19 protein-coding genes are annotated in these 25,312 nt (G+C 44.9%); 4 read left to right on the top strand and 15 right to left on the bottom strand.

The window, feature by feature from the left end:
• Window positions 1-3: 3 nt before the first annotated feature.
• The 15 genes from ACW6QF_RS02925 to ACW6QF_RS02855 all read right to left on the bottom strand — a co-directional run bounded on the left by ACW6QF_RS02925 (window position 4) and on the right by ACW6QF_RS02855 (window position 19,840).
• The gene (locus ACW6QF_RS02925) at window positions 4-1,191 is read right to left on the bottom strand and encodes a sigma-54 interaction domain-containing protein (RefSeq protein ID WP_456086762.1); all 1,188 of its coding nucleotides are present in this window, start codon (window positions 1,189-1,191) and stop codon (window positions 4-6) included.
• A 98-nt stretch (window positions 1,192-1,289) separates the two neighbouring features.
• Window positions 1,290-2,117 carry a lysophospholipid acyltransferase family protein gene (locus tag ACW6QF_RS02920; RefSeq protein WP_456086761.1) on the bottom strand — a complete coding sequence of 276 codons (828 nt, stop codon included), beginning with the start codon at window positions 2,115-2,117 and terminating at the stop codon, window positions 1,290-1,292.
• A gap of 6 nt (window positions 2,118-2,123) precedes the next feature.
• Window positions 2,124-3,011, bottom strand: a complete 888-nt coding sequence (locus ACW6QF_RS02915) for a CDP-alcohol phosphatidyltransferase family protein (RefSeq protein ID WP_456086760.1) — start codon at window positions 3,009-3,011, stop codon at window positions 2,124-2,126.
• 7 nt (window positions 3,012-3,018) lie between these two features.
• Window positions 3,019-3,747 carry an SDR family NAD(P)-dependent oxidoreductase gene (locus ACW6QF_RS02910; protein WP_456086810.1) on the bottom strand — a complete coding sequence of 243 codons (729 nt, stop codon included), beginning with the start codon at window positions 3,745-3,747 and terminating at the stop codon, window positions 3,019-3,021.
• Between the two features lie 8 nt (window positions 3,748-3,755).
• Window positions 3,756-4,226 (bottom strand): adenylyltransferase/cytidyltransferase family protein, encoded by a 471-nt coding sequence (locus ACW6QF_RS02905; protein WP_186928241.1) that lies wholly within the window; start codon window positions 4,224-4,226, stop codon window positions 3,756-3,758.
• Between the two features lie 313 nt (window positions 4,227-4,539).
• On the bottom strand, window positions 4,540-5,640 hold the full coding sequence (pdxA, locus tag ACW6QF_RS02900) for a 4-hydroxythreonine-4-phosphate dehydrogenase PdxA (protein WP_298551513.1): 1,101 nt from the start codon (window positions 5,638-5,640) through the stop codon (window positions 4,540-4,542).
• A 58-nt stretch (window positions 5,641-5,698) separates the two neighbouring features.
• The gene (locus tag ACW6QF_RS02895; RefSeq protein WP_456086759.1) at window positions 5,699-6,730 is read right to left on the bottom strand and encodes a DUF4837 family protein; all 1,032 of its coding nucleotides are present in this window, start codon (window positions 6,728-6,730) and stop codon (window positions 5,699-5,701) included.
• Between the two features lie 60 nt (window positions 6,731-6,790).
• Window positions 6,791-7,822, bottom strand: a complete 1,032-nt coding sequence (gene rlmN / locus ACW6QF_RS02890) for a 23S rRNA (adenine(2503)-C(2))-methyltransferase RlmN (RefSeq protein WP_456086758.1) — start codon at window positions 7,820-7,822, stop codon at window positions 6,791-6,793.
• A gap of 111 nt (window positions 7,823-7,933) precedes the next feature.
• Complete coding sequence (locus tag ACW6QF_RS02885) at window positions 7,934-10,072, bottom strand: peptidylprolyl isomerase (protein WP_298551519.1); 2,139 nt, start codon at window positions 10,070-10,072, stop codon at window positions 7,934-7,936.
• 97 nt (window positions 10,073-10,169) lie between these two features.
• Entirely contained in the window at window positions 10,170-11,426 is a 1,257-nt protein-coding gene (locus ACW6QF_RS02880) for a hemolysin family protein (protein WP_298551521.1), read from the bottom strand.
• Complete coding sequence (gene lptC, locus ACW6QF_RS02875) at window positions 11,426-12,166, bottom strand: LPS export ABC transporter periplasmic protein LptC (RefSeq protein WP_456086757.1); 741 nt, start codon at window positions 12,164-12,166, stop codon at window positions 11,426-11,428. The genes ACW6QF_RS02880 and lptC overlap by 1 nt, the downstream gene beginning before the upstream one ends.
• Before the next feature lie 2 nt (window positions 12,167-12,168).
• Window positions 12,169-13,533, bottom strand: a complete 1,365-nt coding sequence (locus ACW6QF_RS02870; protein ID WP_298551525.1) for a tetratricopeptide repeat protein — start codon at window positions 13,531-13,533, stop codon at window positions 12,169-12,171.
• 29 nt (window positions 13,534-13,562) lie between these two features.
• Window positions 13,563-14,852: a hypothetical protein gene (locus ACW6QF_RS02865; RefSeq protein ID WP_456086756.1), complete on the bottom strand. Its 1,290-nt coding sequence runs from the start codon at window positions 14,850-14,852 to the stop codon at window positions 13,563-13,565.
• On the bottom strand, window positions 14,839-15,618 hold the full coding sequence (locus ACW6QF_RS02860) for a type III pantothenate kinase (protein ID WP_456086755.1): 780 nt from the start codon (window positions 15,616-15,618) through the stop codon (window positions 14,839-14,841). Before ACW6QF_RS02860 ends, ACW6QF_RS02865 begins: the two co-directional genes overlap by 14 nt.
• 199 nt (window positions 15,619-15,817) lie before the next feature.
• The gene (locus ACW6QF_RS02855) at window positions 15,818-19,840 is read right to left on the bottom strand and encodes a glycoside hydrolase family 2 TIM barrel-domain containing protein (protein ID WP_456086754.1); all 4,023 of its coding nucleotides are present in this window, start codon (window positions 19,838-19,840) and stop codon (window positions 15,818-15,820) included.
• Between the two features lie 141 nt (window positions 19,841-19,981).
• Between ACW6QF_RS02855 and ACW6QF_RS02850 the strand changes: the two genes are divergently transcribed.
• From ACW6QF_RS02850 to ACW6QF_RS02835, 4 genes are all read left to right on the top strand, one after another.
• Window positions 19,982-21,532 carry an ATP-binding protein gene (locus ACW6QF_RS02850; protein WP_456086753.1) on the top strand — a complete coding sequence of 517 codons (1,551 nt, stop codon included), beginning with the start codon at window positions 19,982-19,984 and terminating at the stop codon, window positions 21,530-21,532.
• A gap of 347 nt (window positions 21,533-21,879) precedes the next feature.
• Complete coding sequence (locus ACW6QF_RS02845) at window positions 21,880-22,461, top strand: HU family DNA-binding protein (RefSeq protein WP_456086752.1); 582 nt, start codon at window positions 21,880-21,882, stop codon at window positions 22,459-22,461.
• Between the two features lie 13 nt (window positions 22,462-22,474).
• Window positions 22,475-23,674: a lipoprotein N-acyltransferase Lnb domain-containing protein gene (locus ACW6QF_RS02840; RefSeq protein ID WP_456086751.1), complete on the top strand. Its 1,200-nt coding sequence runs from the start codon at window positions 22,475-22,477 to the stop codon at window positions 23,672-23,674.
• Window positions 23,647-25,248, top strand: a complete 1,602-nt coding sequence (locus ACW6QF_RS02835) for an alkaline phosphatase family protein (protein WP_298551537.1) — start codon at window positions 23,647-23,649, stop codon at window positions 25,246-25,248. The genes ACW6QF_RS02840 and ACW6QF_RS02835 overlap by 28 nt, the downstream gene beginning before the upstream one ends.
• Window positions 25,249-25,312: the final 64 nt, after the last annotated feature.

Genomic DNA, 25,312 nt, shown 5'->3' with positions numbered 1-25,312 from the left:
CTTTTATTCCAGATTATATTCTTTAATTTTTCTGTAAAGCGTCCGTTCCGATATCTTCAAATCGGCAGCGGCATTCTTACGGCGACCGTTATGTTTTTCCAATGCCTTCCGGATCATCTCTTTCTCGACCTCTTCCAACGACAGGCTCTCCTCCTCTTCCACAGCTTCGGCTTCTTGGATGGAAGGAACCGGATGGACGGCATGGATCGGATGAGGGTAAGCCGCCGGTTCTTCCGGCACCTCGATCGGCATCTTGCCTCCCATGATGTCGTGTACCAGCTTCTTCAGTTCGTTGACATCTTTTTTCATGTCGAACAGCACTTGATACAGAATCTCCCGTTCACTGTTGAAAATCTTCTGATCGGGGTCCTGCTTGACAAGGACCGGATATTTCTCGACATTCAGGTCGGGTAAATACAGACGGAGCACGGAAGCGGTGATATCCCGGTTTTCCTCGATAACAGAAATACGTTCCGTTATGTTTTTCAGTTCCCTGACATTCCCCGGCCAACGATAGGAAAGCATCAATTGGCGGGCTTCCTCATCCAAACGGATCGGCGGCATCCGGTATTTCTCTGCACAATCGCTGGCAAATTTACGGAAAAGCAAAATGATATCCTCCCCTCGCTCGCGCAAAGGAGGAACCTGGATAGGAACCGTACTCAGCCGGTAAAACAAATCTTCACGGAATTTCCCTTCCGATACGGCTTGCATCAGATTGACATTCGTCGCCGCAACGATACGGACATTCGTCTTCTGGACTTTGGATGAACCGACACGCATAAACTCTCCAGTCTCCAAGACGCGCAACAAACGTGCCTGTGTGGGTATGGGCAACTCTCCCACTTCATCCAGGAAAATCGTCCCGCCATCCGCAACCTCGAAATAGCCTTTACGGTCGGACAACGCACCTGTAAAAGAACCTTTTTCGTGCCCGAACAACTCAGAGTCGATCGTGCCTTCCGGAATAGCGCCACAGTTCACGGCTATATATTGCCCATGTTTACGCGGACTGTTCTGATGTATTATCTGAGGAAAAGTTTCTTTACCGACACCACTTTCACCGGTAATCAGCACAGACAAATCTGTTGGAGCGACCTGTAGGGCAACATCTATAGCCCGGTTCAGCGCGGCATTATTGCCGATAATTCCAAAACGCTGTTTTATCTGCTGCACGTCTACCTTTATCATATTTCTTCTATTATCTGTAATTATTTCAGTTTTATCTGCCAAAATTACAAATCTTAATTCAATTAACCGAATCTGCAGGCGGTTTCTATACGGGTTTGTTATTTTTTAGCACCGTACGTCCGTTGATATAAAAACTCGGCCAGGTCTTTGTCGTCGGCAATATTTTGGATTTCTTCGGGAGAAACAGGCTCTCCGATGTAAACGTCGACTGTACGTCCGCGCTTGTTAAAGGCTTCGGCCGGTATGCGCAACGTACGGATCCGCCAGTCGATACGGCCCAGCCAATAGAAAAAGCGGGAATTCAAGAAATCAAAATAAACAGGATATACGGGCACTTTCGCTTTCCGGATCAGGCGAATCACGCTGTGCGTCCAAGGCAAATCCTGTATCTTCTTCGTCCTCTTATTATACATCGAGATTCCCCCGGCAGGGAAAAAGCCCATCGGATGCCCCTCTTTCAGTTGTTGCAGGGAGATACGGACCCCGTTTATATTCTTCAAATTGGCCCCCTGATTGTTGGAGTCAGGCTTGACGGACACGAAATTATCTCCCATAGCCCCGATTTTGGTCAGTACGCCGTTTACCATCACTTTGAAATCCGGACGGCGTGAAGCGAATATATCGATCAGCATGATCCCGTCAATTGATCCGATCGGATGGTTCGAGACAGTGGCGAAAGCGCCTTCGGGCAGGTGGTCCAGTACCTCGGCATTATGCAGATTATATTTGATATCGATCAACGGATCGTTCAGCAAGGCTGTTGTGAACTCCGCCCCCCTCAAATGGCAGCTATGGGCATGGGCCTTGTTTACCTTATCGACACTCAACCATTTGATCAGCACTTTCCCCAGAAAAGTACCGAAACGACTTTTAAAGAACGGGGCAGTTTCCTGTAAATCATGTACGTCTACTACGCTCTCTTTCATAAATCCTTATTTATAGAATGTTGCACACATCTGCTCGTGCTTCCTCATGGCAAGCAGCAAAACGATGTTCAATACGATTATCTCATATAAGAAATAAACCCAGACCTCACCTACCAGAACGACGATAAACATCACGATCGTACGTCCGTTAAAAGTCAACAGGTCTATCATGCGCATCAGCTCCTTGCTCTGCTTGCGGAAACGGATACGGATATCTTCCGGAATATCATCTCCATACCGTGCATGCAAGCTGCGAAGCATCCCCTGCAAGGACGGAGTGGCCTTCACCTGCAAAAGCGTATAGCCACGATAGAGGAAATAGAAGAATTTATTGATACCGTATTTCATCTCCTTATGACGGGCACGAACCTGTTCCAATGACTGAAATTCCGCACCTTTATCCTTGCTGATGAAATACAAATGAAGCGTCTTGTAGTAGTCCGTGATATTCGCCTGTACCAAATGAGACAAACCGGAAAAAACCGCCAATGCAAAGAACCAGTCCGTTCCATAATCATGAGACAGACGAAGGGCGAAAGCGACATAAATACACGTAAACCAGATATCCCCGGCAAAACCATCCAAAATACGGCCGATCGCCGATTTGATACCCGTCAGGCGAGCCAACTGTCCATCCACACAGTCCAGAATATTTGCAAACACCAGCAACAGGATACCGCAAACGTTGTAAATCAGATCATCATGATAAAAAAAGAAACCGACTGCCGCTCCTACAAAAATAGATACGACAGTCACCATATTAGGCGTAATACCTGTACCCTTTAACATACGGGCAATACGAAAACCGATAGGACGATAAAAAATCCGGTCAATCTTATTTTCTGTTTCTATCGACTTCAACGAAGCCTCGTACTCTTTATCCAAGTCGCTCATTTATCTTCTATTTATACGAATAACCGCCATCGACAACGATCACTTCGCCATTAAAATAACTATTTTCTACTAACATTTTATAAACTTCCGCCAGTTCCCCCGGATCACAGAAACGCCCTAATGAAACCTTGTTCTCTATATTACGGCGTATTTCGGCGGGTTTCGTTTTCTGCCATTCGGTATCCACAAAACCGGGAGCCACGGCATTCACACGCAACTCGTACGGCACCAAGAACTTCACCATATTCTTCACCAACGCATGCACGGCACTCTTCGTCACACCGTACGCCAGCGAAACCGAATGGGGCTGTATTCCCATCAGGGATCCGGTAAAGACAACGCTCCCCCCCTTATTAATCGAACCGACAATACGTTGCAACAGGAAAACAGGGAAATGCACATTGGCAAAAAAGACCTGTTCCCATTCCGCCATATCCAGTTCCTCAAACGGATCGCGGCAGGTCAGGCCGGCATTAAAGATCACCGCATCCAAACGCATAGAGCGTTCAGTTAGAAACGATTCTATCTTTTCGATTGACTTCCGGTCGGAAATATCGGCTTGAAGTGCATAAGTATCTACTTTATATTGTTGCAGCAAACTATTTGCGACCCGAAGAGCTTCCTCCTCATCCGAAGCATAGGTCAGAATCAGACTGTACCCGGCTCTTGCCAGACAAGTGGCAACCGCTTTTCCTATTCCCTTCGTCCCTCCGGTAATCAATACCCATTTTCCCATCATCGCCCTTATTCTTTTTCACCGAAGCCCTTAACGGATTCAGGTTTGGACTGTCGCTGAGACTTCAAGTTCGCTTCGTATGAATCATGGATCGTTTTCTTCAGATTGGAAGAGGAAACTCCGGTCCCGTATGGGAAATAGAACACCTGGACGCCCAAGTCCTCCAAATAGTCATACTTGCCATACCAGTCATCTCCCACGACAAAAGCGTCGATATTCAGTTTCTTGACTATTTCGGAATGGTCCAACGTATGTTGTGGGATGACAATATCGGGAGTTTTCAGTGCTTCAATGATTTGCAGACGTTCTGTAAAAGGAATAATCGGCTTCGCCTTATAAGAGGACACCAATTCATCCGTACTCACCCCCACAATCAAAATATCCGCAAGGCTGCGGGCATAGTTTATCATCCGAAGATGGTTGTAATGGAACATATCGAATGTCCCTGATGTATATACAATCGTTTTATCCTTAAACATAATACTTATATCCTTTTGAAACCGCAAACTTACACAAACTTTTCCTATCAAAAAAAAAATGACAGGAAAAAGGACAGCCTGTCCTGATTCAGTTTAGGCATCCCCCTTCTCTGCCTCATATCCACAATTATATATTCAAATAAAAGACAAGGGTACTACAACACAAGATAACAAAATAATATACAGATATTTACAACAATAGCAACCACTCTTTTACTTTTCGACTATGGGCAAAAAACAAAAAGCCATTTCCTACTTTGTCCATAAAGCAAGAAATGGCTTTTCAGTATTTAAAAGATTTCCGAGCTTCAGGTTATTCGCCTTCCTCTTTTGTCAGGTCGAGCTTTTCATTGTCGCCTCCCTTATCAAAATACTGCTTACGCAAAGGGTTTGCTGTTGCCTCCCGGTAACGGGTACGATTCCGGTAAATATCCAAAGCGGCATATAAGGCCTGACGGAAAGATTCCTCGGAAGCCACATTCTGACCGGCAATATCATAAGCCGTACCATGAGCTGGAGAAGTCCGTACGATCGATAGACCTGCCGTATAATTAACACCGTCATCCATTGCCAGCGTTTTGAACGGGGCCAAGCCCTGATCGTGATACATAGCCAATACACCGTCGAACTTATCATACATCTGCGAACCAAAGAAACCATCGGCAGCATACGGTCCGAAGGACATCACACCCCGCTTCTCCGCTTCCTGTATAGCCGGGATAATAATCTCTTCCTCCTCCTTACCCAACAATCCGGCATCACCGGCGTGCGGATTCAACGAAAGGACTGCTATACGGGGCCGCACGATTCCGAAATCCTGCTTAAGCGACTGATTAAAAATACGCAATTTGGAGACAATGTCTTCAACAGTAATCTTTGATGCCACCTGTGCCAATGGAATATGTCCCGTCACCAACGCAACGCGAAGATTATCTTTCATCAGAATCATCAATGCCTTTTTTCCAAGACCACTGAAACATTGTTCCAGGTATTCCGTGTGGCCGGGAAAATGGAATTGTTCATTCTGTATGTTGTGCTTATTGATCGGAGCTGTTACCAATACATCCACTACGCCGCGTTTCAAATCGGTAACGGCAGCCTCCAGAGCCAGATAAGCGGCTTCACCGGCAACAGTCGTAGATTGACACAACTCGACTTTAGTCTCGTCATCCACACAGTTAATAATGTTCACCCGGTTTATTCCGGCATCTTCAGCCTGTGCAATAATGCTCAAATTCACAGCAGGCAACTCCAAAGCTTTCCGGTGATAAGCGGCGATCTTCGACGAGCCATAAATGACCGGCGTACAAAGTTCGGCAATACGGGGATCCGACAATGTTTTCAGTATCACCTCGTAACCGATACCGTTTATATCTCCGTGGGTAATGCCCACCTTAATCAATCGTTCTTCCATATATTTTGATTTATGATTTATGATTTATCCTATCGCTACTACAAATCATAAATTTTTGTTATTTTTCTTCAGGAATATCCAGTTTCTCCACCTGTGTTTCTTCAAATTCACCCGGCAGGCGCAAGGTGTACAATGCGGATTCGATACGGCGGATAAAATTGCGCTTATCCGTCTCCGGGGCAAACACGAAACCTTCAACGACTACAACCCGGTTATTCTTTTCGTCCAGACGTGCATGGCTGACAAACGGACCGCCCATCATATCGCCTTTCATGTGCCACAAACCGCGGAGCACACCACAATATTTACCATTTACCGTTGTCGGGCTATAAGTCACCCAAGCTGTATCCGTAGCCATATAAGATCCGGGAAACGTACCCGGCATATTCAGTTTCATGACAGAGTCGCGTTTGGCAATCAGATAGTCGGCCGTGAAAGTATCGGCATCCTTATACGGGAAGTCATAAACGACAATATCCGTACGCCCTGTGTTAGCATTATTGGAAGCCCAGAAAAAGCCGGTCGTGTCACGGAAATAAGTCATATTTGCCGGGGCACTCAACATGACATTGAAGCGGTCCTTCACATGGTCCATCACCACCGGACTGTGTTCTTTCTCCAACTGTCCGATCGTACGGTTTCTTTCGCACTTGGTAAAGAACTCGACTATGTTCCGCGGATGAGCCTTTACATATTCAAGAATGGCATCATCGTCGGGAGCCGTCAATACCAGCACAACCTGACCTTTCGCCCAGCGATTGTTCTCATAATTCAGTGAAACTTTCGTATACTGAGACTTATCTATCTTGACAATCAAAATATTGCGTACATATGTCAACAGACCGTTAAACTGGTCAGGAGTCACATAGGTGATCTTAAAGGCGGGTTCGGCCTGTGGCAGTCCCGGAATATCGGAAGTCAGTTCGGCTTTGATAGCCTTTCCGGCAGGGGCATCCCAGTCAGCTTTATCCATCGTCACAACAATTTCATAGGCGAAACCGGTAGCATTTCTCATCACCGGACCCGAACTACATGCTCCCATAATGAAAAGAAGCATTAAAAAGCTGATCAATAAAGAATGTGTTTTCATACCCGTTTAATTTTTTTGTTATACAAATATAGTTTCTTTTCCCTCAAAAAGATACCATTTCTATTCTTTTTCTTGTTTCTTCGCCGTAGAAAGCATCCCGCATGCGGCAAATATATCCTCTCCTCGTGATGCCCGGATCGTACAAACGATGCCGGCCGCATTCAGCGTATCCCGGAACGCCTCCATTCTTGCCAAGTCCGAACTTTCCAACGGCACATTGGGGATTGCATGAAAACGGATCAGATTGACTCTGCAAGGGACTTTATCTAATAAACAAACCAAAGCCTTCGCATGTTGAAGATCATCATTCAATTTTTTAAAAACAATGTATTCGAACGAAACACGGCGTTGATGCGTAAAATCATATTGTTTGATCGTCTCGATAATATCACGCGCAGGAAAAGCCTTTTCAACCGGCATCAAGGACAACCGTTCGCCCGGATAAGGCGAATGCAGGCTGACTGCCAAATGACACTCACTCTCTTCAAGAAACCGTTTTAACCCTTTGGCGACTCCGATAGTCGAAACCGTGATCCGCTTAGGGCTCCAGGCGTATCCGTAAGAGGCGGTCAAGATTTCCAATACTTTGAACAGCTCATCCACATTGTCCAGCGGTTCTCCCATTCCCATAAAAACGATATTGGTCAGTTTCTCCGTTTCCGGTAAGGATTGTATCTGGTTCAGGATCTCGTTAGCCGACAGATTCTTGGTAAACCCCTGCTTGCCGGTCATACAGAAAAGGCAATTCATTTTACATCCCACCTGGGAAGAAACACACAACGTTGCTCTGTCTTCCGTCGGGATATACACGGATTCGACAAAATTACCGAGACCGGCAGGATACAAATACTTGATCGTACCGTCTACCGACTTCATCAAATCGCAAGGAGGTACGGCTCCCACCTCGAAGCTTTCCTGCAATAAGGCACGTTTCGCCGCGGCTATATTCGTCATGGAAGCAATAGAAGTCACCTTTTTCTTATACAGCCAGTCAGCCATCTGCTTGGCTGCATAACCCGGAAGTCCGACTTCGGAAGCTACCCCTTTCAGTTCATCCAAAGTCATTCCCAATAAACGTCTTTTCTCACTCATGATCCTTCTTCTGTTTCTTTCATGCAAAGATATAAAAAAACCGCCAATCAACTGCGATTGGCGGTTTTCTATGATGGACCGGCAGTCTCTCCTGCCGCTACAGTTCAACTATTAATAGAAGCGGATACGGTTATCTTCCACCTCTGCTTTGTTCACTAACGACTGGATAGCCTGGAAACCGAAGCGGTAAGCGTTAGAAGCATCCAATGCTTTGATTTCGGCTGCTTCGTCATAGTTCTTGGCATCCTTGTTCTGTTCGTAAACCTTAAATACATATACACCGTTGTTACCGGCAACCGGAGCGCTCAACTGATCTTTCTGAGCCAATGAAACCATTGCATTCAACTTCGGTTCAACACCGATACCTGCGATACGGCGTGTTGCAAAGCTAACGAACTTAACAGAATCTACAGAAGAATTCATAGCCTGAGCATAAGCATCGACAGAACTCAGATTCTTAGCAGACAGGTCCTGTGCGATCTTTTCACCCTTCTTCTGAGCGATCAACTCTGATTTCAACATCGGAGTAACAGATTCCAAAGAACGGTAACCTTCCGGCAACGTACCCTGAATAGCAGCAATCACAAACTTATCGTCACATTCGAAGATTTCAGAAATATCGCCCTTGCCGTTCTGGAACGCCCAACGGATTACCGGACGCGAATTCTTGATAGAACCCAGCAACTGGTCGTTAGCAGTTACCGTCACATTAGACAACAGATTGTAACCGGCTTCTTTAGCGGCATCATCCAATTTATCCATATTCTGGTTCTTTGAAATGAACTGGTTCAATTCATTATAGATGTTACCATAAGTCTTCGTACTCGGAGATACGGTCATATCGATATCAGCCACCTTATATTTGTCAACATTTGCAGTCTTATCGGTAACCTTGATGATATGCGTACCATACAAGGATTTTACAATTGAATAATCATTGACCGGGGTCGAGAAAACAGCTTTTTTGAAATCATCATTTACACCTCTCAAAGCAGTCGCTTCAGTAAACCAACCCAGTTCACCGCCTTTTTCAGCAGCCTGGTCAGCTGAATATTCCTTTGCCAGGGCAGCAAAGTCGCCGCCTTTCTTCAATACGTTCAACAAGCTATCGGCTTTTGCTTTGATAGCAGCTTCATCACCTGTATTTGCCAACATGATATGGCTGACCTTTACAGAGTCGGGAGCAACGGTTTTGTCGACCAGTTTGAACAGTCTGTATTTATCGTTTTCGAAAACAGGACCGTACACGTCACCAACATTTGCAGTCTTTACAAATTGTTTCATTTCAGGATCCAGCGCATTCTCTGTAAAGAAAGCGTCCAGATAAGGTATTTCAGAATTTTCCGTTACCAAATCAGCCACTTTTTCAGAAGTAGCCAACTCGCTCTTCAAAGATTCGATCTCAGCGCTTGCCTTATCATAGTCTTCTTTGCTCGGACGGATGTCGACAGCGATATATTTGATTACTTTCCCTTCTTTTTGCTTGAACAACTCTTTACGCTGATTGTACAACTTTTCGATATCGCTCTTGCTTACCTGTATAGTTGAATCAGGAATAGAAGCGTATGATTGCATTGCATAAACGATATCAGAACTTACAGCCGAACCGTCGAAAGCATCTTTTGCATCCAGTTTGTTGGCAGAAACCGCCTTGCTCAACAGAGTCGTATATTTCTGTTCCAGACGCTGACGTTTGATATTCTTTTCCCAGAACATCCAAAACTGGCGAGCCTGCAACAACTGTGCCTGCTGATCGGCAGGATAGTTGGCGATATTATCGTCGTCAATAGTCTTTAAGAAGTTTAATAATGCAGTTTTGTCAAATGCACCCGTCTGCGGATTCACGAACATCTGCATCTGTTGGATCATCGGAGAAATGTTTTCACCCTGAACCATATCGAACAGTTCTTCCGGACCTACTCCCATTCCTAATTCGGAGGTTGCTTCATTTAAAACGACGTCCTGTACCATGCCATCAAATACAGACTGACGGATCTGAGTCTGGTATTCTTCGGGCAAACTGGTGGAACCTGTCTGCATTTTATACATTTCAGTCATTTCGTCTACACGATCCTGAAATTCTTGAATTTTAATAACTTCTCCGTCTACTTCCGCAACCTTCTCCTGCGATTGTCTGAAATAAGTAGAACCGGAGTTCAAAAAGTCACCGATGATAAAAGCGAACAATGCCACCCCCACAACGAGTACCAGCAGTCCTGCTTTGCTTCTGATTTTTTCCAGCGTAGCCATTTATCTTTATCTATTTTAAAGTTTATTATTCTACATTTTAAGGGCACGAAGATACGAAAAAAAGAGATTGCCGCATCTTTTTATGCTCTTTTTTTAATTAACTCACTACTTTCATACGAACTAATTCGATTTTAGTAGCCGTCACTTTTATGATTTTAAAAGAATATTTATCGATTACAACCGTTTCATTCAACTTCGGAAATTTCTGATAAAAATGCAATATAAAACCGGCGATCGTCACATAATCGTCCGACTCCGGCAATTCCAGGTCAAACTTCTCATTCAACGTATCGATCTCCATACGACCGGACAACAGATATTCGTCATCTCCCACCATCTTGGCGACATACGACTTGATATCGTGTTCGTCTTCTATCTCTCCGAATATTTCTTCCACCAGGTCTTCCAGGGTTACGATTCCCGAAGTTCCTCCGAACTCATCCACCACGACAGCCATGCTTTTCTTGTCCTGCATCAGGACTTTCATCAATTTATTGGCAGCCATCGTTTCGGGAACGATCGAGACGCTCCGGATGCTTTGTGTCCAATCTTCAGGATTTTTAAACATTTCCGAAGAATGAATATATCCGACAATATCATCTATATTTTCATTATAAACAAGTATCTTGGAAAGTCCGGTCTCTATAAAACGAGAGCGTAATTCCTCAAGAGCGGCCGTCTTATCACATGCCACAATTTCCGTACGGGGAACAATGCAATCACGCAAACGAACATTCGAGAAATCAAGTGCATTCTGAAAGATCTTCACCTCCGTATCCATATCCGAATTTTGAGGTGCATCTTCAATACTCTGCTGAATAAAATAGTCCAAGTCGACCTTCCCCAACGTCCGTTGCGTCGAACCGGTCACATTCTTTACACCTGCAATTTTCAAAATCAGAAAAGAGAGCAGAGATGAAAATTTAGAAATCGGATACAATACGACGTATATGATTAACAAAGGTACCGAAAACAAAGTAAGCGAAAAATTCGGATTCAGCTTAAAAACGGTCTTCGGAATAAACTCCCCGGCAAACAATATCAAGATAGTCGAAATAATAGACTGAGTCAAGACAATTAACGCCTCGTTATTTACCACACGCGCAATAAACGGCTCCAGGACAATCGCCATCTGCAAACCGTAGACAACCAAGGCAATATTGTTTCCGACCAACATTGTAGATATAAACTGATGCGGGTTCCGGTAAAATATATCCAGGATCTTACTCGTCAGGCTTTTTTCCTTTTTGTCAAGTTCGAAACGTAACTTATTGGAGGAGATAAAAGCAATCTCCATCCCTGAAAAGAATGCAGAGAAAGCCAATGATATTAATATGTATGTAAGTGCGCTCATTACTTCGTTTTATCCATCTTGACCGGCATCAATTCTTGCGGAGCCCTTTTTCCCGTTTGTGCAGGTTTCTTCTGCTGAACAGTTGCCGCAGCAGGGTTAAGAGCTACAGATACGGTATCTGCCGGAACTGTGTTTTTGGTCGAATCGGTTACAGCCGATTCACTGACAGGGAATATCCCCTGAGAGTTAAATATCTTATATTGAGTCATATCCTGATTCGATTCGAATCCGATACCCGTAATGATCTTATCTTCTTCTTGTATCCGGATATATTTATCCGTATAGATTTTTTCTTCTTTCTGATTCCAGAAAAGAAGAGACGTTTCAAACGTTTTTCCTTCCAGGCTTTCCACCTTTACATTCCCGGCCCATTTCCACAAGCCTTGCTTCTCATAGTTATAGGCCGTATCAGCCCTGAGACTTGCTTCGGTACGAAACAACGTGTCGAATTTTTCCACATAAATACCTTCCGGAAAATACGAGAACGGCTCTTTAGCTTTATCAAATTTCAGAAATTCTTTGGCGGTAGCCCGATAGCGCGTAATTCCCGAATCGGAAAACTGAGTGGTATAATCAGTAGTCCTCAATGTATAGGTTGTCTCCGGATCGAAAGCAACCACGACCACCTCCTTCTTATCGCCATTACAAGAGGCAGTAAATAAAAGAAGCATAACAACTACCACTAAGATAGTTGTTATGCCTTGTTCGCTCGTTTTACAAAGAAAACGGTTCTTAATCATAATTATCTGATTGTGACAGTCTCGCCAATCCAGCCCCCGATTTTGAAAGTTTTTCCTTTTTCCAAATCCGGATGCATGAAAACTTCTTCCGTAGAAGGAAGGTGAGCACGATAAGTATTAGCCAATTTACCGGCGTCTTCTGCTACATTCTGGTCTACCTGTCTTGCTTTTTCAAACTTATCGATAGCTGCATAATAAACAACTTTTGCCAATACGGCATCATTCGGATAGATAGATTTAGCAGATTTAGCATACATGTTACCGATCAAGATGTACGGAGCACCGTAATCAGGATTGGTTTCGATGGCCTTCTGACAATATTGTCTTGCTTTTGACAAATTGTTCTGCTCGAACAACAGTACACCGATCAGATAATAGTCTTCAGCCTTTGAAACAGCATCCGTTTCCATATTGGCAGCTTCTTCAAAATACTGAATAGCCTTATCATAATCTTTTGCTTTTACAGCCTGTTTTGCAATACCCAAGGCAGCATCTGCACTCGGTTCCAATTTATAAGCATAAGCAGCAGCAGTATAGAATGCATCAATTTCCTGGCAACGAACACGTCTCAACAGAGATACGATTTCTTTCAATGCAGGCAGATCGTCTTTTGCTGCTTCGACTTTAGAAGCATACATATTCTGCAATGTTTCGCAATCAGCAGCACCACTTCCAGCGAACCCACCATCGATGGCAGATTTGAAAGTAGTCAGGTTCTTAATTTCCTTTTCATTATTTGCAGCCTGGGCAGCAGCCAACTGAGTAGCGATAATCTTGGAACATTTAAGATAGTCTTCCAGATACTGTTGTTTGAAGTTCGGATCAGCGATCAATTGCTGATGAGCAGCCATCATATACAGAGAGACACCCATTGCTTCCGTGTTTTCACCAAATTCATTCACAACTTCACCCAACCAACCATAAATAACTTTAGGATCAGCCTTATCACCCATCAGACGCAAATAATCAGCGGCCTTACGAGCAACAATCCAGTCTTTACCATACTTCCGGTCATTACCGAAATATTTCACACGCGTATCATACACCTTCATCAATTCATCAATAAGAGCAGCTTTCTTAGCCGGATCTTTCTCGGTATTGATTTTCCAGTCCATGATTTTCACACCATACAGATAGATATCCTTATGGGCTCCCGGACATTCGGTATAAGCCTGATGCCAGAATTCATAAGCATCCTTGAAATTCCCTGCTTTGGCGTAAGGGACAAACAAGCTGATATTGGTAATACAACGTACGCTATCTTCACCAGAACCGAACGGAGTACCAGTATCTACACCTTTTTGTGCATAAGCTCCGAACGACATCATCGAGCATCCGAGAGCCAACAATAATACTTTGATCTTCATATTTATTTCTATTAAAGTTAACTATTTAGTTAATCGACCTTAAACTTCATAAACCATGCTTCGTTGAACGTATAATTCACAGTAAAACGGAAATACTGTTCATCAATCATATTCATCTTCACTTCCGGTTTCTTTCTCACATATTCAAACGATATGTTAATCAACGAACGGTTATCAATCAACGGTAATCCCAGACCGATACTTGCCCCGATCTCGTTATAACCGTCTCCGGAAGGATTGGCATCTGTCCGATTCATACGCAAATATGAGTTTCCATAATGGACACCTGCACGATAGCGAATCCGGCTGAAATATGATTTGCGCATATAATCCGGTATATATTCGCCACCTACTGCTACCCGGTAACGATTCTTGAAATTACCTTTCTCCCCAAAGTAAAGCATTTTTCCCCAATCTTCATAGGAAAAATCAGCTGCTAACGTTAATTTATTTTGTTTCACATATGAAAGACCCACTCCATACTTATTCGGAAGTCCGAATTCTTTATTGGATATCGTATCAGAAGAGATAATCTCGTCCGTATATCCACTTGAAGTTAATGTTTCTGTATAATTATAAGAATCGGCATTCAAGTTTCTTTTTGGAGAGAAGACCAATCCTAATGTCACACTTTCCGTTTTACTAAAAGGATGAGTGTACTGCACTCCGAAATCCATTATCAGATCTCGAACCCTCAACTCTTGGCTACGAGAAGTATTGTAAGCACCCGTACCTTCAGCAGACATATTGATCAATTGCGAATGCTTGATATTCCCAAACAGGAAACCGAAATTGGCTCCCACGGCCAAACGTTTTTTCCAAATATCCACAGAGATACCTCCATATAAATCACTCAGACCGCCCGAACCGTTATAAGTTTCCGTAAATACACCCCCCTGGTCGTTGCGCAAAGCGCCAAATTTGTAACCGACATAAGAATAGGGCAACAAACCGATACTCAAGGCTATCCGGCGATGAATCGGGAATTGCATGGCAATATATTCCAAATTTCCATTGATGTCGTTCTGACGGGCATTTCCGTCATCGAACCACGACAATTGGCCGGCTACACCAAAATCAAAGAGAAATGTCAGGGAGTCCATGCAACTGTATGATGCCGGGTTCATCGGATTTATCTGCTTTGGCGAACGTAATCCGTAACCTACACCGCCCATGGCTCGGCCTGCGCCGAACGAACGTTCTCCCAAATCACCATACCCGAAACGGGTATAAGGCGAGTTAGTATTGTTTTGCGCCATCAAAGGCAACAGTATGAATATAAGAACGCTTGTTATTAGTACCTTATTAATCTTCAACATTATACTCTAAGATTCTGTTTAATCCTGTCAACACTAAATTAATGTCTGCAAAGATGGAGTTTTTTAGCCGTCTTTCAAAATAAAACGAATGACCGCCTGTTAAAAAAACCAAAAGGTTAGGATATTTTAGCCGAAGCATTTCGATATACCCGTCCATCTCGCACACAATTCCATTTACTACTCCAGCCTGGATGGCTGTTTCCGTATCCGTTCCGACCAGAGGAATATCCTCCTTTTCGGCCACTAAAGGCAATTTCTTCGTAAACTGATTCAAGGCCTTGAACCGGGTTGTCATTCCGGGCGAAATATTTCCCCCTAAATAAGAACCGGAAGCATCGATCAATTCATAAGTAATGGCTGTTCCGGCGTCGATCACCAGCAAATCCTTTCCGGGTTGCAGGTAATTAGCCCCGACAGCGGCAGCCAACCGGTCTCTGCCCAACGTTTCCGGTGTTTTATATTTCACCGTAACCGGAAGAGACACCGTTTCGTCCAAAAACACAAAATTCCGAAGATTGCTTTCCAGGTACGCAACCAATTCGTCGTCTTTATCTATCACTGTCGAGAAGATCCCTTTCGTCAACGGGTATTTCTTAAAGATAGAAGAGATAACTTCCACGTCGAATTTCTTAAACACAAAAGAAGCCTCCATATGCCTCTTGTTGTATACAGCCACCTTCGATGATGTGTTTCCTTGTTCTATAATGAGATTCACGTGTCTGAATTTTTCCGCAAAGAAAAACAAAAATGATGAGATAACAGACATATCGAAGGCATAAAGTATAAAAAAGGAAGCGTATCAAAACAAAATCCTGCTTACTTATAGCCATAATTTAAGCACGGGATTACCCGGAAAACACGGAAAGAGAATAAATTCATCCGTGTAAATCAGTGAAATCCGTGCCTAAAAGATCGTGATAAAGGGGTTTGGACACACCTCCTCCATCATATAATACAAAATTCAATTAATCAGCCAGAATCAGCAATTCTGCACCCGATGCAAAATCCTGTCCGCGTTGCTCGCTCAATGCGGTAAAGCGGATATAGCGGGCTTTAACCGGGTGATCGAACAACACTTTCCTTTCTTTCAGGTTATTTTCAAAAGTACCTTTGAGGATCGGCTCCCCCCAATTCTTACCGTCCTGGCTGACACTGATCGAATAATCCTTGATATTTCCATTCGATCCGTCCTGCCGGGGAAGGAATGAAAAACCCTTGATCATTTTTTCTTCTCCTGCGTCCAGATCCACCCAATGCGGATATTTGGCAACAGTAACAGAAAACATCGTGTGCCAGATTGTATTCGGGTCGCCATCCGTCAGATTCTTGGCATCTCCATAACCAGACTCTTCGCTGCTTGTATAGATCACTTCCGTCTGGATACTTTCGATTTTACTGAATGAAGCCGTCGCATTGATTTTAGGATTATCTTTAAACCAAGCTTTTACGATACCGCCATTGCGGAACGGTATGGCTTCCGTATATTCCTTCGCTTTTCCTTTCCCGTCGATCGTATAACAAATCACAGCGTCTTTGCGGGCTGAAGAAAGTTCAACAGCTCCGGCACGATTACGCATGATTGTCAACGGCTTTTCTCCGGTTGGTGCAACATTTGCAGTAACTGTCAAATCTTTTCCGGCGGGACGGATTATAAAACCCATGTCATGATGTCCGGCAAAGACGCGATCCTGTTCCAGCGGTCCGCCTTGTCCGCAGCTGTTACCCCCCAGCCCCGTCACAGCCGCATCCAAATGCAGATAAGTATCTCCGGCAACCGACAACTGGTAGGGATGAGAAGCCAAAATCAAATCCAATGCAGAGTATTGAAGAGCCGATACGGATAAACGATCGGTAGCCACAAATACAGCACCTTCGCCATTAGAATCAGTCAGAGCACACCAACGTACATCCTCGTGGTTGCCCATATCCTGCGGTTTCGGGAAATTCACAAACTCGCCTGCCACCGTATTCTTATGCTGTTCGATAAACTGTCCGCTTTTACGGTCAGCATAGTTATCGACCGGACCACGTCCGTAATAAGTGAAAGCGGCATATCGTTGCGGGACTTTCATCACATATCCCAGGCGCGGCAATACCAGACTCGGACGGTTGGAGGTGATGCTCGATTGCAATTCGATAGAACCGTCGGGATAAACGGTCCAGATTTGATTTGTCGTAAACTTGAAATCGTTTTCACCGAATTTCTTATCCGTCAGCTCTTCGATGCTGTTCTTTCCCGTACTGGTTCCGCCTTTGATCTTAGCCCCGTTCGGAGCCTGCGATTCAACGGTGAAAGCCAGAACGACCGTACCATCCTTTCTTTCCAGGACCGTACTGTTCGTTGCCCGGTGTTGCAAGTTATGCAAACCGTGTTCAAACCATTGAGAATAGAACCAGTTGTCGTTATTGGTAAAAGCACGCAAAGCATCGAGCTTCGGACCGTGCCCACCGGCTATAATCGTCTTGCCTCCGTATGCCAAGCTGTAGATCGTACCCGTCTCCATATCGAACTTGGCTACGAAATTGTCACCGCTCACCGTTTTAATCGAAGCATCCGAATGATCCGACTCCACTTTCCCGGCAGAAGCCGCCACGGCATTTATGGAAGGACGGGCTGTCGCTCCCTTCAACAACATTTGTTCCTCCGCCATCACAAACCCCTTTTCCGCCCATGGCATATTCTCTTTAAGCAGGAACTGAACTTTTACAAAATACTCGGAATCATTCTTCAGCTTGTCAAAAGGTACAGGAATTGTCACTTTCGCTCTGGTACGGGCCGGGATCGTCACGGAATTGACCCGACCGGATTGAATTTCATTCCCGTTTTCATAAAGAGACCATTTTACATCATAATCCGAAAGATCTTTGAAATAGTATTTATTGAATATCTCAAAAATGCCTTTTGAAGCATCAACCGCTTTCACATCAATATGCTGATACACCTTTTTCACTTCGTAATATTGCGGTTTCGGTTCCAAATCACCGAACACAATGCCATTCATCACAAACTGTCCGTCATTCGGAGTATCGCCAAAATCTCCACCATAAGCCAGATAACGTTTACCGGTCTTTTTATCATAGTTGTACATCGATTGGTCCACCCAATCCCAGATAGCGCCGCCACAGAAGAAGTTTGTCGATTCGATCGCTTCCCAGTAATCCACCAGGTTCCCGCAGGCATTCCCCATGGAATGGGCATATTCGGAAATATGGAACGGATATTTGATATCGTAATCACCTTTCACGGCACCCCGTGTCCAACCGATAGACGGATATTGGTTCGATCCCATATCTACAATATCATTATTACGCTCATATTGAACCGGACGGGATTTATCCACCAGCTTCAATGCATCATAGGCCGCCACAAAGTTTTCACCCGGTCCCGCTTCATTACCCAACGACCAGATCACGATAGACGGATTATTGATATTGGCATGAACCATCTCCATCACACGTGCGACATGCGCCTTTTTCCATTCAACCGGATGTGAAAGGGATGCAGCCCCGTAATAATATTCATGTGACTCGATATTGGCTTCGTCTTCCAGATAAAGGCCATATTTATTACATAAGAAATACCAGTAAGGATCGTCCGGATAATGTGAATTACGCACATGGTTGATATTGGCACGTTTCATCAGCATCACCTCTTTTTCCATCATATCGCGCGTGATAGCATGTCCGACAGCCGGATTCGATTCATGGCGGTTCACGCCTTTCAACTTGACAGTCTTACCATTTATATAATAGTAACGACCGGCCAGTCCGAATTCATCTTCTTCAGCCGGCGTATCTTTGATTTCCACTTTGCGGAAACCGACAATAGTCGAAACGGTCTCTACCGTTTTGCCTTTGGCATTTTTCAACTCTGCCACCAACGTATAACGATACGGGAACTCTGCCGACCATTTGTTAGGAGCCTTTACATTTAATAAAGCCTGCGAAGTCTGCGTCTGGCCGGGATTTACGACATCTACTGTTGCCGAGGCCGCCACATTGTCTACCTTCGTGTTATCATCCGAATACAGCATGTTGGCATACAGTGTATATTCCAACTTATATCCTTTAGCCGCTTTCTTATCCAGGTTCCGCACATCGGCCGAGATTTCCAGTGAGCCATCCGTATAAGCAGCATCCAGATCAGGAGTTACGATCAGGTCGCGAACGTGTACTTTCGGAACTGAATAAAGAGCGACCGTCCGGAAGATACCCGGCAGGCGGAACATATCCTGTGCTTCCAGGAAAGAACCGTCTGAGCTACGATAAACTTCCGCAGCCACAACATTTGTCCCTTTACGAAGATAAGGCGTAATATTAAAATTTGCCGTATTGCGGGAATTTTTGGAAAAACCGACATATCGACCGTTGATCCAGAGATAGAAGAAAGAGTCGACTCCATCAAAGCTGATAAAGACTTCGCGTCCGTCCCAATCCTGCGGAACCTCGAAATCACGACGGAAAGAACCGACTTCATTCCGGTGCTTGTAAGTCGTCCAGTTTGTCGGCGGAATACGCATCACGCCCCCGCGCCAGTCGTCAACCGCCACTTTATGTTGGAAGATAACCGGCTGGTTCACATAGATCGGAACTCCATATTTCAAACTTCCGTCTTTCTGGATGCCATAGATATTCCAACTGGAAGGAACCGGGATATTATCCCAGCCGGACGCATCGAATTCATTCTTATAAAAATCTTTCGGACGTGCATCAGGATCAGGCGCCCAATTAAATTTCCAATCCCCATTCAATGATTGCCAGAATGTGCTGTTCTCAGGCAACACCTTACGGGCGCTTTCCACATCCTGGAAAGGGAAAATATAAGCATGCGGTTGTTCTTTGTTCAGAGCCAGATTCTCAGGAGACTCCCACTCTTTGCCGGTCGGCGCTTCCACCGGTCCGTAACTAAATCCCCCAAGCGGCAATTGATCAGCCATGCCATAAAAAGAAGCACAGCAAAGCGCTAAGGCTAATGAGATTTTTTTCATGATGTTCATTTTAGGAATAATAGATTTTATTTGTGTATTCATTCTTTCAGACATGCCAAAATATCTACAAATATAGGCAATTAACACAGAATATGAAAGAAATAAGTATCTTTGTATAGTAATATTCAAAAGCGGCCCAGTATGAGCAACAAAATTTATCCTATCGGCATACAGAATTTTGAAAAGATTCGTAAAGACGGTTATTTCTATGTAGACAAAACGCCCTGGATTTACCAACTTGTCAAAACAGGCAGTTACTATTTCCTGAGCCGTCCACGCCGTTTCGGAAAAAGTTTGCTAATCTCGACACTCGAAGCCTATTTCCAGGGGAAAAAGGAACTTTTCGAAGGGTTGGCTATGGAAACATTAGAAAAAGATTGGATCAAATACCCGATCCTTCATATCGACCTGAACACACAAAAATACGATACTCCGGAAAGTCTGGAAGACAAGCTCAACGGTATTCTATACGAATGGGAATGCCTTTACGGGAAATCTCCTGCCGAGAAATCCTTAGCCATGCGCTTCGAAGGCATCATCGAGCGGGCTTGCCGGAAAGAAGGACAACGGGTCGTGATTCTGGTCGACGAATATGACAAACCCATGTTGCAGGCGATCGGAAACGAAGAACTGCAAAAGAGTTTCCGTGAAACGCTGAAAGCCTTTTATGGAGCTTTAAAAAGTAAAGACGGTTGCATCAAGTTCGGAATGTTGACCGGAGTAACCAAATTCGGCAAAGTCAGTGTATTCAGTGACCTGAACAACCTGGATGACATTTCGATGCGGAAAGAATACGTGGAACTTTGCGGGATAAGCGAGCAGGAGCTTCATGATAACCTGAAAGAAGAACTCTACGAATTTGCGGATGCGCAAGACATGACGTATGAGGAAATATGCAACAAATTGCAGGTTTATTACGATGGTTACCACTTCACCCACAACACTATCGGCATATACAACCCGTTCAGCCTCCTCAATGCTTTCAAATATAAAGAGTTTAACAGTTATTGGTTTGAGACGGGGACACCGACCTATTTAGTCACGCTCCTGAAGCAGCACCATTACGACTTGGAACGAATGGCACACGAAGAAACAAGTGCCGATATTCTAAATAGCATAGATTCGACATCCACCAACCCGATTCCGGTTATTTACCAAAGCGGATATCTGACTATCAAGGGATATGACCGGGAATTCGGCATGTATCGCTTAGGTTTTCCCAATCAGGAAGTTGAAGAAGGTTTCATCCGTTTTTTGCTTCCCTTTTATGTACACATAAACGCAGTCGAATCTCCATTTGAAATTCAAAAATTTGTCCACGAAGTGCGTTCAGGCGACTACAACTCTTTCTTCCGCCGCTTGCAAAGTTTCTTTTTCGATACGCCTTATGAACTCGTTCGGGATCTGGAGCTGCATTACCAGAACGTTCTTTTTATTGTTTTCAAACTGGTCGGTTTCTACGTAAAAGCAGAATATCACACCAGTGAAGGACGCGTCGATCTCGTTTTACAGACCGATAAATTCATTTATATAATGGAATTCAAACTGGACGGGACCGCCGAAGAGGCTCTACAACAAATCAATGATAAACATTATGCACAGCCTTTCGAGGCAGACTGTCGCAAACTGTTTAAGATCGGCATAAACTTCAATTCCAAAAGCCGGAATATCGAGAAATGGATTGTTGAATAGCATTTCCCCGATGTAACTTATTCTATCCTCGCACTTCGACAATCCGTTTCCGGTTCAATACGGTAATCTTCAGGAAACAAGTACAAAGGTAAACGCCGTAACACTCTGTCTTTTCTTAAAATAATCCACACTCCCGGTACATTTTCCTCCGATCTGTCGTATATTTGTAGCTCAACGATCTGCCTGTCGACAATCGTCGGCAAGCCTGCCGATAATTATCGACAAGTCTGCCGACAGTTGTCAACAGGCCTGCCGACGATTGTCGGCAGGCAATTAGATGGGAAGGAAAAGCAAAACAACCGGAGGGTATTTCCGATTATCTGCCGGGTAATTAAACAATAGAAGCAATGGCAATTAAATTCAGCGTACACAAAACTCCGCAACCGAACGACAGGAAGGGGCAGCAACAAACACATGCACGGGCAATCGCACGCAATACACAAAAAATGGATGATATCTGCGCTCTGGTCTGCGAAAGGGGCTCTATCTCATCGGCCGACGTCAAAGCCGTGCTCGATTCTTTCGTCTGGGTAATCGGACATTCGCTCAAATACGGGGATAACGTCGAGTTGGAAGGCTTGGGGCACTTCTCTCCTTCCTTGCGTACGCAGAAATTGCCGGACGGCAGATCGGTCGTAAGACTCGACAACGTAAATTTCCGTTGTTCGGAAAAGCTGAAGAAAGAGCTGAAATCCGTCCAACTGGAAAAGGCAAAAACGGCTGCCGGCTATATGCCGGAGGAACGCAAGACGAAGATGCTGGAGCACCTGCACCACAATGAAAGCATCACGACGATCACATATACCAAACTAAACGCCTGTTCCCGCTACCAGGCGACCGCCGACCTGAAAAAATATGTCGAAGAAGGACTCTTGTACCGAGTTGGCTCCAGCACGCATGTGACCTATTTGCTGGCGGAAAACAAATAATAACTTTCTGTGTATGAAAAAATATATCTTTCTACTTTCTCTTCTAATCTCATCTATCTCGCTTCCGGCACAACAGCCGCAGCTCAGCAAAGATGCCGAGATCAGTTTATTGACTGTCTCGCCGTCGGAAGACGAAGTGTACACGGTCTACGGGCATACGGCTTTGCGGGTAAGAGATGCGTCACAAAAGCTCGATGCCGTTTTCAACTACGGGATATTCGACTTCTCGAAGCCCAACTTCATCTACCGGTTTGCAAAAGGGGAAACCGATTACAGGCTGGCAGCGCAATACACACGCGACTTCCTGATCGAATACGAGATGCGGGGGAGCGAAGTCACCGAACAAATCCTGGATATCGATTCCACCGGAAAAGCACGGATATGGGAAGCCCTGCTGATCAATAACCGGCCGGAAAACCGCGTGTACCGCTACAATTTCTTTTTTGACAACTGCGCGACCCGACCCGCCGCCATCATCGAAAAGCAGGTAGGAGGGAAAATAGATTACAACGCACCGTTCAAGCAGCAGACCTTCCGTGACCTGATCAACTATTGCACCCGCAACAAACCGTGGCTTACGTTCGGGTGCGACCTGGCACTGGGCAGCCCGACCGACCGGATTGCGACCATTCACGAAATGATGTTTCTTCCGCCTTACCTGAAAGAAGCATTCGGGACAGCAACCATTACCGGCGCAGACGGTTCCCAAAAGGAGCTGGTCAGTTCGACCCACACACTGATTAAAGGACTGACCGACGAGGTAAGGGCGGAGACAGGTTTCTTCACGCCACTCGTCTGCTGCTGGGCTTTTTTCCTGCTCGTACTGGCCGTCACATTCATCGAGTGGCGCCGTAAAACCTATTTCAGGATTATCGATTTCCTCTTGTTTTTCATAGCCGGAATGGCTGGAGTCGTACTGTTTTTCCTAAGCTTCGTTTCGACCCATCCATGTGTTTGCCCGAATTGGAATATCATCTGGTTACAACCATTCGATCTGATAGCTGTTATTTTGTTTGCAGTAAAAAAGTTAAGAAAGGTCGCATATTATTATCATTTTATTAACTTTGCGGCGCTTACGCTGATGCTGGCTGGCTGGCATTTCATTCCGCAGCACTTAAATACAGCATTTATCCCGCTGGTAATGAGCCTTTGGCTACGTTCGGGATATGGCATTTACAGAAAAATATGGAACATCGGGTACGAAAAATACTAACATCGCTCATCGCAATTCTGGCAGCAACCAACCTGGAGGCTCAACAAAGCACGCCCAAATTGGTGGTGTGCATCACAGTCGACCAGTTGCGGGGCGATTACATAGAATATTTTTACAACACGTTCGGTGAGCGCGGTTTCAAGCGGTTGATGAATGAAGGGCTGGTGTATAACAACATCCGGTTCGAATTTTCCGATATCGACGAAGCCAGTGCGTTTGCAACCCTGTTCACCGGAAGCAACCCGAACTTCAACGGAGTATCGGGAAAAAACATCTTCGATTTCGATAAGGAAAGAGAAGTCTCGGTCTTGTACGACCCGGACTATCTCGGCAACTATACGAAAGAACATTATTCCCCCCGGAAACTGATCAGCTCCACAATCGGAGACGAATTGAAAATCGCCTCCAAAGGCAGAAGCGACGTATATGCCATTGCTCCTAACCCTGAAAGTGCAATCCTCTCCGCCGGACATGCGGCAAACGGCGCTTTTTGGATGGACGATTACAACGGCAAATGGGCGACGACAACCTATTATAAAGGACTTCCCTGGTATGTGGACCGCTACAACAACGGCCCGGAATCCCTGTCGGCGCGTTTGGAACAGATGACTTGGACGCCGTCTTTGTCACCGGACAAATTCAACGCATTCCCATATGTGCTGGATGAAATTCCCTTCAAATACACGTTCAAGGAAAATACGAACGAGTGTTTCTTCAACTTGAAGACCTCTCCTTTTATCAATAAGGAGATCAACCGCCTGGCGCTCCAATTCCTCGAATACGGGGCTTTCGGCACCCGTTCGTGTCCGGATATGCTTGCCATCACGTATTATGCTGGTAACTATCGCGGCAATATGCACAAGGAATATACCCGCGAGATACAAGATACATACTACCAGTTAGATAAGGACCTGGAACAGTTGTTGGACAAGATCGACAAAAAGGTCGGGCTGAGCAACACACTGATCGTCTTTACCGGCTCGGGATATTATAAAAGCGAAGAAGAATATGCCGACGGCATGCAACTGACGAATGGCGAGTTCCATCCGAAACGTTGTGTCGCCCTACTCAATATGTACCTGATGGCACTTTACGGCCAGCACACGAATTGGGTAAAAGGGTTCTATGACAATCAGATTTACCTGAACCGTAAAGCGATAGAAGATGCGAAACTGGAACTGACCGCCATACAGGAAAAAGCGGCCCAATTCCTGCGCGAGTTCAGCGGCGTGCAGTTCGTAGCGACCGAAAACGTCCTCCGTACAGGCAACTGGAACGAGAAGACCTCCAAATACCTGCACGGTACACATATTTCAAGCCGTGGAGACCTGATCATCGAGTTGCAGCCCGGATGGACTATCAATAACGACGACCCGAAAGCGAAAGTAAAAGTAATACGAAATAATGCTGTTATAACCCCGCTGGTGTTTATGGGCAACGGTATCAAGCCGGAACATATCTACCGCGAAGTAAAAGCCACAGAGGTAGCCCCTACGGTAACCCATGTGCTGAGGATCAGGCCACCCAATGCCAGCAATTCTCTGCCGTTGACAGAACTCACAATTCCGCGGTAGGAACGCAGGCGGTGCGTTTCTGCCACACCGCGCATTATACATATTATTATATCACCTACGGACG

This window comes from Parabacteroides sp., from assembly GCF_977054455.1.
The sequence above is the reverse complement of the archived record's forward strand: the minus strand, read 5'-3'. Positions and strand labels throughout refer to the sequence as shown.